This window comes from Bradyrhizobium aeschynomenes (genome assembly GCF_013178945.1).
Taxonomy (GTDB): Bacteria; Pseudomonadota; Alphaproteobacteria; order Rhizobiales; family Xanthobacteraceae; genus Bradyrhizobium; species Bradyrhizobium aeschynomenes.
The window spans coordinates 266678-280596 of record NZ_JABFDM010000007.1; the positions used below are offsets into that span (position 1 = coordinate 266678).

The 13919-nt window shown below is 63.3% G+C and carries 6 protein-coding genes; all 6 read left to right on the top strand.

Annotated features, from left to right (window positions below):
* Positions 1-226: 226 nt before the first annotated feature.
* Positions 227-4321, top strand: coding sequence for a PAS domain S-box protein (locus HL666_RS21680; RefSeq protein WP_172183483.1), 4095 nt, complete (start codon positions 227-229; stop codon positions 4319-4321).
* A gap of 1314 nt (positions 4322-5635) precedes the next feature.
* Positions 5636-6277 (top strand): TetR/AcrR family transcriptional regulator, encoded by a 642-nt coding sequence (locus tag HL666_RS21685; protein WP_172111475.1) that lies wholly within the window; start codon positions 5636-5638, stop codon positions 6275-6277.
* Positions 6274-8961, top strand: coding sequence for a molybdopterin-dependent oxidoreductase (locus HL666_RS21690; RefSeq protein ID WP_172183485.1), 2688 nt, complete (start codon positions 6274-6276; stop codon positions 8959-8961). Before HL666_RS21685 ends, HL666_RS21690 begins: the two co-directional genes overlap by 4 nt.
* Positions 8958-9878 carry an FAD binding domain-containing protein gene (locus tag HL666_RS21695; RefSeq protein ID WP_172183486.1) on the top strand — a complete coding sequence of 307 codons (921 nt, stop codon included), beginning with the start codon at positions 8958-8960 and terminating at the stop codon, positions 9876-9878. The genes HL666_RS21690 and HL666_RS21695 overlap by 4 nt, the downstream gene beginning before the upstream one ends.
* Before the next feature lie 78 nt (positions 9879-9956).
* Positions 9957-10454 (top strand): molybdopterin cofactor-binding domain-containing protein, encoded by a 498-nt coding sequence (locus HL666_RS34635; RefSeq protein ID WP_376698611.1) that lies wholly within the window; start codon positions 9957-9959, stop codon positions 10452-10454.
* A gap of 236 nt (positions 10455-10690) precedes the next feature.
* Positions 10691-13786 (top strand): DEAD/DEAH box helicase, encoded by a 3096-nt coding sequence (locus HL666_RS21705; protein ID WP_246741604.1) that lies wholly within the window; start codon positions 10691-10693, stop codon positions 13784-13786.
* Positions 13787-13919: the final 133 nt, after the last annotated feature.

Sequence of the window (13919 nt, forward strand, 5' to 3'; positions counted from 1 at the left end):
GTGCTTTGGATAGAATGGCGAAGAATTGGGCTGCCGACGATAAGTCTCGCCCCGCCTGGCAAGGACCGAGTGCAGCTTCGTGTGCAGATCTCAATAACGCCTGGAACCTTCGGTCACTGGTGGAGTTGTCGTTGCGGTGAGGTTTGTGTGGACCGCAAGCGCGAGTCTGAGGTGAACCAGCGCTATTGGATAGAACGGCCAGGAGCGGGACCGCCCGAGGAGAACGGTGTCTGTGGGGCTGCACGAAGAGATAAACCGGAGCTTTCTGGCTGGCGGAGGAGAAGCGGGCCGGCTCATTCGGACCTTCGATTGGTCGCAGACCTCACTCGGGCCGATCGAGCATTGGCCGCAAAGCCTGAGAACCGCCGCAGCGATCCTCCTTCGATCGCCAGTGCCCATGGTGATGTTGTGGGGCGGCGAAGGGGTGATGCTCTACAACGACGCGTACTCGGTGCTCGCCGGGGCGCGCCATCCGAAGCTACTTGGCTCCAAGGTTCGCGAAGGGTGGCCCGAGGTCACTGACTTCAACGACAACGTTATGACGGTCGTGCTGGCAGGCGGCACATTACATTATAGCGACCAGGAGCTGACGCTGTTCAGGCATGGCCGGCCAGAGCAGGTCTTCATGAATCTCGACTACTCGCCTGTCGTCGACGAGAGCGGTGTCCCGGTCGGCGTGCTGGCCATTGTCGTGGAAACGACCGAGCGAGTGCTCGCCGAGCGGCGTCGCGCGTCTTTGATTGCTCTGGACGAGCGTCTGCGAGATTTTCCCGAAGCTGCCGATCTGTCGTTCGCCGCTTCCAAGATCCTTGGCGAGGCGCTGGGCGCATGTCGGGTTGGTTATGGCGTCCTGGACGTACAGGCGCGTTCGATCCAGGTCGAGCGAAATTGGAGCGCGCCGGGTTTCTCGGACGTTGGCGGTCTCCACTATTTCGAGCGCTACGGCGCCTATTTCGATGAGCTTCTGCAGGGTCTGGTTGTCGCGAACTTGGATGTCACCAGCGACCCTCGTACCGCCCTTCATGCGTCTGCCTTCGAGGAACTGGGGATTCGGGCCCACCTTGATGTGCCGGTGATCGAGGACGGTCGCGCGGTGGCGGAAATGTTCGTCCACTCCGCGGTGCCCCGCGTGTGGACAGAGGAGGAGATCGCCTTCGTGCGGGATTTCACGAGACGGACCCGCGGTGCGATCGCGCGCCGAGAGGCTGAGCAGGCGCTCCGGGCAAGTGAGGCCCGCCTGGCCGCTGTTATCGACAGCCTGCCTGTGGGAGTGGGCATTTTTGGCGCCGATGGCTATCTCACCCTGTCGAATCCCGAAGCGCGCCGTTTCTTGCAGACCAACCGCATTCCTTCAAGCGATCCGGTATCAGCGCCGCGGTGGCGCGGTTGGGCCGCGGATGGGGAGTTGCTAAAGCCTGAGGATTTCCCGGGCGCTCGCGCAATCCGGGGTGAGCGCGTGGTCCCCGGAGTGGAGGTCCTGTTTACCGACGATGACGGGCGTGAAATCTGGACCACGGTCGCCGCCGTACCGATCAAGAATCGTAATGGCCGGGTCACTTCCTTTTCCTTGGCGATTAGCAATATCGACACAGTCAAGCGCACGGGCATGGAGTTGCGGGAGAGCGAGGAGCGCTTTCGCCAGCTCGCAGAAGCGGTCGATCAGGTCTTCTACATCACTGATGTCAATGCGGGCCGGCTCCTCTACCTCAGTCCGGCCTATGAGAGGGTCTGGGGGCGCCCCGCGTCCGAACTGCTTGCCGATCTGACATTGTTTCTGAGGACTATTCATCCGGATGATCAGGAGCGTGTCGCCGCGATGGCTCCGCGCCAAGCGGCTGGCGAACCGTTTGAGATTGAATACCGTATCGTACGACCGGATGGCCAGGTCCGCTTCATCCGCGATCGGGCATTTCCGGTGAAGGCGGATGGCATTCGTCGCTATGCAGGCGTCGCCGATGATGTCACGGAGCGGCGGCGGGCAACCGCCTGGTTCGAGGGCGTCTTCAACTCGGATCTGATGGGTTTCACCATCTTCGACGCCCGAACGGGTGAGACGTTAGCCATCAACGATCACTTTCTTGCCATGACTGGTTACAGCCGCTTGGACTTCGAGCAGGGGCGCTGGGACTGGCGAGATATCACCGTCCCCGATCACCTGGCTAAGGATGAAGCCGCCATCGCCCAGGCGCACGAACGTGGCTGGTGGGAGCCGTACGAGAAGGAGTATCGTCTGCGAGACAGCCGTCTCCTGCCGGTGCGGATCGCAAGCGCCCCACTTCCAGGCGAACCGGGCCGGGTGGTGGTCTCGATCGAGGATATCAGCGAGCGGCGTGCAGCCGAGACGGCTCTGCGCGAGAGCGAGGCACTGGCCCGTCAGAGGGCGGAGGAAATTGCCGTCGTATATGACGCTGCGCCGATCGGGCTCTGCGTCTTCGATCGGGAATTGCGCTACGTTCGCATCAATGAACGGCTTGCGGAGATCAACGGCAAGCCGGCAGCCGATCACATCGGCAGGACTGTCCGTGAGATGGTGCCGGGGATCGACGACCAGGCAGTCAGCGTGTTGCACCGCGTGCTGGCTGGCGAGGCCATCTTTGGAGCCGAATTCGTGGGTGAGACCCCCGCGCAGCCCGGCGTCATGCGAACGTGGCGAGAGAACTGGCTCCCGCTTCGGAATGCCGCCGGCCACATCGTCGGCATTACGGTGTCCGCTGAAGAAGTGACTGAGGCAAAGCGCGTCGAGGCGGAGCTGCGCCAGCTGAACGCAACGCTCGAGCAACGCGTGGCCGAGCGGACTGCTGAGCGGCATCTTCTCGCTACTATCGTCGACACCACAGAGGAGCAGATCCAGGCTTTGGACCTGAACTATCGCTGGCTCGCCATCAACCCCGCATGCGTCGATGCCTATATGCGCCTGTATGGCATTCGGCCCCGCATCGGCGACAGTCTCCTCGAGCTTCTTGCTCACAAGCCCGAACACCTCGAGCCTGCCAAGGCGATGTGGGCACGTGCTTTGGCTTGCACCGCCTTCACGGCATCCGCGGATTGGGGCGACCCGCAGCTCGGTCGTCGTTCCTACGAAATGAGGTTCGAGATCCTGCGCGATGCGAGCGGCCGGCAGCTCGGCGCGTTCCTGACCGGGCGGGACGTGACACAACGGCTTGATGAGCAAAATCGTCTTGCCCAGGCGGAAGAGGCACTGCGACAGTCGCAGAAGATGGAAGCTATGGGGCAGCTGACGGGCGGCGTGGCGCACGATTTCAATAATCTATTGACACCTATCGTGGGGGCGCTCGATCTGCTGCAGCGCAGAGGTCTCGGTTCTGAACGCGAGCAGCGGCTTATTTCTGGGGCTATGCAATCTGCAGAGCGCGCCAAAACACTCGTGCAGCGTCTCCTGGCGTTTGCGCGGCGTCAGCCGCTGCAGGCCGTGTCGGTTGATGTTGGCGCTCTGGTGGTTGGCATGGCCGAGCTCGTATCGAGCACGACCGGGCCACAAATCGAGGTTGTGGTCGACGTTGCCAGCGATCTCCCGGCTGCGAAAGCTGACCCTAACCAGCTCGAGATGGCACTCTTGAATTTGGCCGTGAATGCGCGGGACGCAATGCCAAGAGGTGGCACGCTGCGGATCAGCGCGAAGGCTGCCAGTGTTGAACCGCGCAACGACCGAGCCCTGCGGCCGGGTGACTACGTCTGGCTGTCCGTCGCCGATACCGGCGTCGGGATGGACGAGGCGACGATCGCGCGCGCGGTCGAGCCGTTTTTTTCTACCAAAGGCATTGGCAAGGGGACGGGACTTGGGCTGTCCATGGTGCATGGCTTGGCCTCGCAGCTTGGCGGCGCACTTACGATCAACAGCCGGCCGGGGCTCGGCACAAACATTGAGCTCTGGCTTCCGCGCAGCGATATGGCTCCAGAAATACGGTCTTCGTCATTTGATGCGCGGGTCCTTGTCGGACCTCGCGGCCATGCGCTCCTCGTGGATGATGAGGATCTGGTCCGCGCCAGCACGGCAGACATGTTGGAGGGTTTGGGATTCTCCATCGTTGAGGCCGCTTCCGCAGAGGAGGCACTGCGCTTTGTGCACCAGGGTGAGCCAATCGATCTGCTCGTAACCGATCATCTGATGCCGGGTATGAGCGGCGTAGAACTGGCCCGCCTTGTCCTTGCGGCTCGTCCCGACGCAGGAGTTCTGATCATATCTGGTTATGCGGAAACAGAGGGCCTTGCGCCTGATTTGGCGCGCCTGTCAAAGCCATTCAAAAGCGACGAGCTCGCCTCTGCGCTAGCGCAGGTGCTTGGACCTTTGAGGCCCCTCTGATGCATCTGACGAGTCGCGCAGCTCGGGCAAGCGCGACACCAATCCTGCAAGATGCGCGCGTCTTTCTGATTCTCGTCGTCTGGACGAAAGAAGGCGCGTCACCTGTCCTCACGGAAGTGCAGGTCTTCCACATGACCTCGTCCGGCCCGGCAGCACCAGCGATTGGACCAAACGCACTCAGCCCCAACGTGATATGAACTTGGCGTAGGCACTGTCAGATGAACCGCTGCCGTTCAGCCAGTCGAGAGCGCGCCTTAGAACCCCGATTGGAGCATCGACGAAGAAAAGTGTGCAGTCATGGTGTCGCTCGCTGGAGACGCTCGCGTTTGGGGACTGCCGCCCCGCGGCACCGTCGTGACTGTCGCAAACGCGGGTGCCTTGTTAACCGGTCTGGCGACTGCACTCGGTCCCGGGTCCCACCGCGGGTGCCTTCCCGTCCTCCGCTCCGCCCATTGCTCACGAGGTGCAAAGCCAGCCAGGGAGAATAAGTCGAACATATTCTGGCGGGCAGACGATGGAGACATTTGTCGTCATGCTGAAGTGCCTATGCGGGATTTGGAGAGGGACGTGTCTGACGTATCGGAGCGTCACTTGATGCGGCTCGTTGGGGAACCCTTGTTGTCGCGACCTGCAGCGATTCGAGGACGTCTTGTTCGACGCGTAGAGAGCCGCTTTTCACTCAGGCGGATCTGGGACGCGGACGCGTTATGTTTCTGGGAAAGTGGCCTGGCGTCGTTGTTGAACGGCGACCTTATCAGAGGGAGCGCAAGAGATGAATGGGGGCCTCGCTGCCGGAGGCCGCTCGCAAGGCCAGAATAGATCAGATTCTCCCAACCTCGGTTATTCGCCTTCTGATGCAGCATAGGCTCACGACCTTCGCCGTACGGTTTTGACCGGACAAAGCCGCGATAGTCGAAAATCGCGGTGAAACCAATTGGGCGGCGGATCGCGGGCGGGGCCGGTGCTGTCGTGAACGGAGCTGCGACGAGAAGGCGCGTCGCCGCCATCCGGCTCGGACCCTTGCAAAATGATAAATGCATTGCTCACCCGGGTTGTTTGTCCCGCATCGTGACTTCATTGCCGAATGGAAACCCGGATGATCGTCTGCTCCCCTGGTGAATGTTGTGTGTGCTGAACCGTGAGTGTCTTCGAACAGGAGAAGTTACCGGCGCAGGCACGTCTTCGGAGCGCCAATGCCGGCCAGTGGAATGCGGCGATGCTCCCCCCGAGCAGGGCGAGTTTCGCTCTTGCGCGTAGAACGCCGTCATCGAACTGTGATTTGACAGTTCGGTCGCCGTTGTCAAAACTGACCAAATGCAGGCCAAGGCCCCTCCCCAGGACCGGATCCTAGACGCCGCCATGCGCGTTTTTCGGCGCCACGGCTTCCGCCGCTCATCAATCGAGCAGGCGGCTGAGGAAGCCGGTCTGACGCGGCAGGCGCTCTATCATCACTTCGCCTCCAAAGAGGCGCTGTTTCGCGCAGTCATCGAGCGGCTCTACGAGCAGGGGCTTGCTGCGGAAATCGCGGCGGCCAAGGCGGCGGAGGAAGCAGGCCTCGAGCTTGCCGACATCCTGGTCGCCGAGATCGGCGCGCGAATGCAGTCGATGCTCGCTTCGCTCAAGGACTCGCCTCATAGCGAGGAGCTGTTTTCGGAGCACCTCGCGCAGGCGCGCGACCTTTATCAGAGCTATTCGAACCGTTTCGGCGATGAAATTGCAACCACGATCGCGCGGGTGTGCCGCAAGCGAAAGCTCACGCTCGAAAGCGGTGTCAGCGTGCGAGAGCTCGCGCGCTGTGTCGAGATGGCGGTCCACGGCACCAAATCCGCTTTCCCATCGATGCAGCCGGTCGACGCGTTCCTCAAACAGCTCGAGACCATGCTGCGCATGCTGATCGCCGGCGCGATGGCGCCGTCCGCAAGGAAGTCCCTACGCAAAACGGGAGTTCGAAAATGACGATCACGACCATCAATGGACGGCCTCTGGTGCTGCCCGATGATCCGGATGCGCTCCTGATCGAGGCGATCCGCGATAGCGGCCTCACCGGCACCAAACTCGTCTGCGGCTCCGGTGTCTGTGGTGCCTGCACCGTGTTGCTCGATGGCACGCCCGTTGTGAGCTGCCTTTTGCCGGCGCAGGCGGCCGCCGACAAATCATTGACGACCATCGAGGGCGTCGGAGCAGCCGGGTTGCACCCCGTACAGAAGGCGTTCATGGCGCACGACGCCCTCCAATGCGGTTTCTGCACGCCCGGCTTTGTCGTCGAAGCCACCGCGTTCCATGATCATTGGCGCGCGGCCAAGGGCGTGGCCACACCCACGCGCGAGGAGATCGCCGAAGCGCTATCGGGACATCTCTGCCGCTGCGGCGCCTATGAAGGCATCTATCGCGCCGTGGCCGAAGCATGCTCGGGCCGCTTCGACGGCATCGATCCGATCGCGCCGCGACTGGATGCCTGCGACAAGGTCACGGGACTGGCCCGTTACACCGTCGACATCCAACATGACGGCCAGCTCGAAGGCGTCATCCTGCGTTCGCACGTCGCGCATGCTGAAATCACCGAGCTTGATCTGGCGCCGGCGCGCGCCATGGCCGGTGTTGCTGCGGTCGTGCCGCTGCTCGACGACGACAACATGGTCCGCTTCGTCGGCGCGCCCATTGCAGCCGTTGCGGCCAGGGATCGCCGCACCGCGCTGAAGGCAATCGCTGCGATCAGCTTCAAGACATCGTCTTTACCCGCCGTGATCGGGCTGGATGCTGCGCGACGCGACGATGCGCCAGTCGTGTTCGACAAGAGGGACCGCAAGCGCGCCGGGAACGTGTCCGAGGGCGCCGGCGGCGCTCCGGTGTCGTGGAGCGGAAATGTGCGCGGACCTTCGGCGCCGTTCTCGCAAAAGGCCAAGCAGGCGAAGAGCTGGCTTGACGAGGCGCGCCGGCAGCGCAATCCGCTGCTGGTCGAGGAGACCTTCCGCGTCTCTGCTCAACAGCACGCAAGTCTCGAGCCACATGCTGCCGTGGCCAGGTTCGACGGCGATCAGCTCACCGTGCACATCTCGACTCAGGCGATTCACGAAAGCATGGAGAAGATCGCCAAGCGGTTCGGCCTTCCGCACGACAAGGTGCGTGTGATCGCCGATCATGTCGGTGGCGGGTTCGGCTCCAAGGGCAGCGTTGGGCTGGAGACCACCGCCGCGATTGAGCTTGCGCGCGTAGCGAAGGCGCCGGTACGGGTCGCCTTCGATCGTGAAGAGGAGCTTTCCGTCGCCGGCTATCGTCCGGCCGCCGAGCTGAAGCTGTCGTTGCTGCCGTCGGCGGAAGGCCGCCTCAAGGCGCTATCGCTGACCGCCCATGCCGATACCGGGGCCGCCGTGAACTCGCTGATCGCCGGCTTGGCCCGGCTGATCTATCCGGCCGAAGCAAAGGAGCTCGTTGACTTCGACGTGCTCAGCAATCTTCCGCCCGGCGCGCCGTTCCGCGGCCCCGGCGGTCCGCCGATGTCGTTTGCGCTGGAGCAGGCGGTGGACGAAGCGGCGTTGCGCATGAAGATCGATCCGATTCAGCTGCGCAAGCTCTGGGATCCCGATCCCAACCGTCAGCGCCTCTATGATTGGGCTGCCGGCCTTGACGTCTGGAAGAGCCGCAATCCGGCCTCCTCCCAGACCGGCCGCTTCCGGCGCGGGGTCGGCGTCGCCACCGGCTACTGGCTCTATCTCTGGCAGACCGGCTCCTCGGTCGAGCTCGCGGTCGAGGGTGGCCGCATTGTCGCAAGCTGCGCGGTGCAGGATATCGGCACCGGCACGCGCAGCGTGATCGCGAACACAGTCGCCAGGGCGTTCGATCTCGAGCCGCAGGATGTCGAAGTTCGCATCGGCCGCTCCAACCTGCCGCCCGGACCGGGATCCGGCGGCAGCCGGGTCACCGCTTCGGTGGTGCCGCCGACATTGCTCGCGATTGAAAAGCTGAAAGCGGAAATCAAGCGTACCGCTTCTCGCGCACCCGCTGCCGGCTCGAACGCGCCGTGGCGCGAGATGATCGCGGCAGCTCCCGACATCGCGGTGTCGGCGAGACGTCAGGAGGACGGCAAGCCGCCGCCCGGAGTCAGGCCTGCGCTGCACGAGGCAGGACTCATGGGCCGGGTGTTCGGCTGGGTGCTGCGTCTGATGAACCACATGGTGGTCGGCGCCGGCGTGCCGAGCTCGGTACAGGTGATGGAGGTAGAGGTCGATACCTGGCTTGGGCATGTGCGCGTGCTCAACGCCTATACCGGCCTCGCGGTTGGTAAGCTCGCCGCCCCGGCCCTGGCGCGAAGCCAGGCAGCGGGCGCCGTGATCCAGGGTGTCGGCTACGCACTTTATGAGACCCGGGAGACCGATCCATTGAGCGGCCACATCCTGAGCGGCAGCATGGAGGATTACCGCATTCCGGGAATTGGCGACATGCCGAAACTCGAGGTGCATTTCGACGAGGCCGGTTTCGAGCATGTGCCGGGCGGCAGCGTCGGCATCGGCGAAGTCGCGACCGTGCCGACCTCACCCGCGATCGCCAACGCTATCCGCAATGCGATCGGCGTGAGACTGACCGAAATTCCGTTCCGGCCTGATCGTCTGGTCGCCGCGCTGAAGGGGAGGGATGCAGCATGAGTGTCGCCGTGATCACTGCGAATCCCACGCCTGAATTCCGCGCTGGAGGGACCGACTTCAGCGAACGCCGTCGCAGCGGCGTGTCGCAGGGAATGCCGATCGACATCTCGAATACCGGCGACAAGACGATCACCTGGGGCGCCGACGGCGCCGTTCAGATCGGCGCGCTGACCACCATCGCCACGATCGCGACCGACGCACGCATCGCCGCCGCTTATCCCGGCATTGCGGTGAGCGCACAAGGGCTCGCCACGCCACAGGTGCGCCATGTTGCAACGCTCGGCGGCAATCTCGCGCAGCGTTCACGCTGCTGGTACTTCCGCCGGGCCGACATCGATTGCTTGAAGAAAAGCGGTAGCACCTGCCCTGCCCGGACTGGCAATCATCTCTATGGCGTTGCCTTCGATCTCGGCGACTGCGTCGCGCTCCACCCGTCGACCATGGCAGCGGCTCTGCTCGCTTATGATGCGAAGATCACCACGGACCGGCGCAGCCGGCTGACGATCGCCGAACTGCTCGGTGACGGCTCCGTCGCGAATGCCGATCATACGCTCGCTGCAGGCGAGATGATCGAGAGCATTGCGCTTCCTGCTCCGCTTGAGGGCGAGCGTGCTTCCTACAAACGGGCGATCAGCCGGACGCATGCGGAATGGCCGCTGGTAGAACTCTGTGCCCGCATTGTGATCGCCGGCGGCAGGTTCCAGCTTGTACGTCTTGCTGCGGGCGGTGTGGCGCCAGTGCCACTTCGACTCGCGGCGGTAGAGGTCCAGCTCGCAGGCAAGGTTGCTGATGCGGCGTCGATTGCGGAAGCGGCCAAATCGGCAAGCTCGGGTGCCAAGCCATTGCCGATGACGGCTTACAAGCTGGATCTTCTGCAAGGGCTGGTGCGCGATGTGCTGGAGCGGCTCTCGATTTAGCTGGTCGCGGATGTGAGGAAGACGTCGAGACCGGCCTTGCTCGTGGTAGGCGCGCGGCGGGCGTCGCCGCCGGGCGCGGTGAACCGACATTTGGCAACGCCGGCCAGCCCGTGCTGCCTTTGCGGCGGCTTAGGCCTCGCTGTCCACGATTTCTCAAGATCAGCGAAGCGCGCGGCGTCTTCGAGATGGTGGCGGCGCGCGAAACCGCGCTGCCGCGAACAGACGATATCCTTGGACTTACTCCTCATCCATACCGAGCAGGGCGATGTCGCTCGCGCTGTAACCGAGGCCGCCGCTCTGGTGTCGCCGTCTGCCGAACACCCAGCCAAGAGCCATAGGGCGATGGAGCCGCACGCCTCGGTGGCAGTCTGGCGGGATGGGCAGCTATCCTTGCAAGGATCCTATCACTCGCCGGTCGTCACGAGGGACCATCTCGCAACCGTGATGAGGCTGAAGCCTTCGTGCGGATCCTGTCGCCATTCGTCGGCGGCGGGTTCGGCGGCAAACTGGGGGATGGGTGGAAACGAGAATACAAATCTCGATCTTAGGGTGCCCTTGAGCATCCGAATCCGCTAGTCGTCAGCAGATGCGCCAGGATTCTCCTCCCGGCGGCCTCAATCACACGCGAGCCGACTTCTTTGCCCTCAGTTCTTCGTACTCCCCGCAGTTCGCCACAGCGGAAGACGACCTCACCAAAACCGTCCACCACACCGAAGAGACCGGTTCCGCGCAAGACGATATCAGCTGCGCCAAAGAAGGTGGCGGTCGCGAAGCCTGCCGTGTCATCCACGTCGCCTCTGGGGCTGCTGGCGATGCACTTGGTGGCACAGTGGCAAGCGGCTGGTCGAAGCGGACTTGTGTTTCTTGCCGAGAACGAGCGCCGAGCCGAGCGGTTGGCATCCATCATTCAGCTTCTCGAGCCGGCCTGTGAAGTGCTCGTCTATCCCCGACTGAACACCTTGCCGTTCGATCTGCTCGAGCCGTCGCGGGACATCGCGGGCAGGCGAAGTTCGGTGTTGAGGCGCTTGGCACTCATGAAGAAGCCGGTCCTGTTGATCACCACCGTGGAAGCGCTCATGGAGCGTCTGCCGCGACCGGCGGAGTGGTCGGGAATAGGCATGCTGCTACGGCCCGGGGAAATCTACTCCGAGCAGAATTTCGAGGCTCGCTTTGCTGCGCTCGGATATGACCTGAACGACAGCCCGGATTATCCGGGTGGTGTGCTGTTTCACGGCAACACGTTCGAGATCTTTCCGGCCGGTGGGCGCGGCCCGTTCAGGGTCGAGCATTCAGGAGGGAGAATCAGGCGGATTGCCGCGTTCAATCCGTTGGATCAGGAGGTGATCTCCGAGTTGAAGGAGCTCCAGATCGATCCGATGTCCGAACGGGCGGCGTTCAAGCAGCGAGCCCGGAACAAATCCAATATGTTCGAGTATTGCGCGCGGGCCAAGTGGATCGCCGATGCGGATGTGCCCAAGCATGCGGACACGTGGCTGGGCACGATCGAGGATGCGGCTCCGCGCGCTGAGCGTGATCGTGCCTATGTAAGCCGGCGCGAATGGGACCTGGCGTTGAAGAGGATCGCTCTGCTGACGCCGACGGGGCCATACCAAGGGACGCCGGAGTTCTTCAAGGAGGCCGCGCCTCGAAAGGCGCTGCGCGCCTTCATCGAGGACGTCCGGCACGGTGATGCGCGGATCGTGTTTGCCGCCGCGGTCGAAGCGGATCTGCGGCTCATGGCCGGGATGAGCGGCGTCAAAGCCGACCGTGCTGCGGACTGGGCGCAGGCCACCGCGAGGGGCCGGCGGGAAGCCTCCTTGCTGGCCGGATTCGACGCCGGCTTCGTCATTCCCGGGCGCAAGCCGATTGTCGTCATCACCGCGTCCGACGTTCTCGGCAGCAGGGCGCATCAGCCGCAGCCGGCGAACTGGGCCTGGTCACCGGGCTTCGAAACCGTCGATCTGCCCGACCTGGGCTCGGTGGTCGTTCATCTGCAACGTGGACTCGCCCGGCTCGGCGGATTGCGGTCGATGGGCGCAGCCGGTGTCTCCGCGCGTGAGATGGTTCGGCTGGTCTTCGCCGGGAATGACGCAGTCCTCGTGCCCCTTGCCGAACTGGCCCTGACCTGGCCGTACGCCAGCGAGCTTGGCGACACCTCGCTCGACAAGGCCGATGGCAGCTCATGGCGGCCACGGCGGGCCGCTGCCGAGACCGAGATTCATGTGGTCGCCAAGGAGCTCGCCAAGCAGATGAGCCAGCGCCGGCGGCGGCCCGCGCCGAAGCTGGTGCCGCGGCCTGCGAGCTATGAGAAATTCGTCGCACGGTTTCCATATTTCACGACCGTGGATCAGGCCAAGGCCATCCGAGAGGTTCTGGACGACCTCGCATCGGGGCATCCGATGGATCGGATTGTCTGTGGCGATGTTGGCTTCGGCAAGACAGAGGTCGCGTTGCGCGCCGCTGCCGCCACCGTTCTCGCCGGAAAGCAGGTCGCGGTCGTCGTCCCGACGACCGTGTTGGCTCGGCAGCATGTCGAGACATTCCGCAAGCGCTTCGCGACGCTCGGCATCGAGGTCGGCAATCTCTCGCGGGTTGCGGCGACAGCCGAGGCGCGCAGCATGCGAGAGCGACTGAAAAGTGGTGAGCTCAAGGTCGTGGTCGGGACGCTGGCGTTGGTCTCGAAAGAGGTCAAGTTCGCGGATCTGGGACTGGTCATCATCGACGAAGAGCAGCATTTCGGGGCAGCCGACAAGGCCTTGCTCTCGAGCCTCAATAGGAACGGTCACCGGCTCTGGATGAGTGCGACGCCCATCCCGCGTACACTTGCGGCCGGCTTGACAGGCTTGCGGGACCTCAGCGTCATCGCAACGCCGCCGGTTCATCGGGTACCGGTCGTCACCAAAGTGGCCCCGCTCTCGGACATCGCTATCGCGGCGGCCCTGGTCCGCGAGCATCGACGCAACGGCCAGAGCTTCGTGGTCTGTCCGAGGATTCAGGATCTGGATCCCATGCTCGCTCGGATCCACACCTTGGCCCCCGAACTGCAGATCATTGCGCTTCACGGCAAGCTGTCTGCCGACGAGATCGAAGAAAGACTAATGGCCTTCGTCGAGGGCAGGGCTGACGTCTTGCTCGCGACGAACATCGTCGAGAGCGGCCTCGATATCCCACGAGCCAACACCATCGTCGTATGCTGGCCGGAGAAATTTGGCCTCGCACAATTGCATCAACTCCGTGGGCGTGTGGGCCGTGGCGGCATCCGAGCATTTGCTCATTTCTTGACGGAAGGGGGCTCAGAGCGGTCAGAGAAGCGCCTGTCTGTTCTCGAGGAGCTGAACCGCCCGGGCGCAGGTTTTGCAATCAGCGCGCGCGATCTCGATCTCCGAGGTGGCGGTGACATGCTCTCGAATCGTCAGTCCGGTCACGTGCAGGTGTTTGGTCCGACGCTCTACGCCCATCTGTTGAACCTGGCTCTCGAGGGTGATCGAGACGCCATGTCCGCTCTTTGGATTCCGGAGCTGAACCTGCCGATCGCCGAGCTTCTGCCCGCAGACTATGTTCAGTCAGAAGCAGTCAGGCTTGAGATCTACGCTCGCGCCGCCCGGTGCCGGACCCAAGATGAGCTGGAAGACCTCGAGGACGAAACGCTGCGTCGCTTTGGCGCGCTGCCTTCCGAGGCCATTAATTTTTTCGCAATCGCCAGGCTCAGGATGATCTGCAGAGAGCGCGGGATCATGCGTCTCGACGTCGGACCAGACGCGATTGCGGCAACGCTGCTGCCGGGACGGACCCGCAGGTCGTGCTCAGCGCTGCTGCAGCGCGATGGCAATCGGATCATTTATGTCGGGCGCAGCAACGAGCCGGTCTTGCAAAGAGTTGAACAGTTCATCGATCTTCTGGACGATTAGCGACAGACACGTCGTGACCTGCTGGTTCTCGGCATTGTGACGTCGCGAGCTCGACACGCTCGCACGGTAGCCTGCAAGCAGATCTTCACGAGGCTGATCTTGCAGAGTGTGTCGCCATCTCTCTCCGGGACAA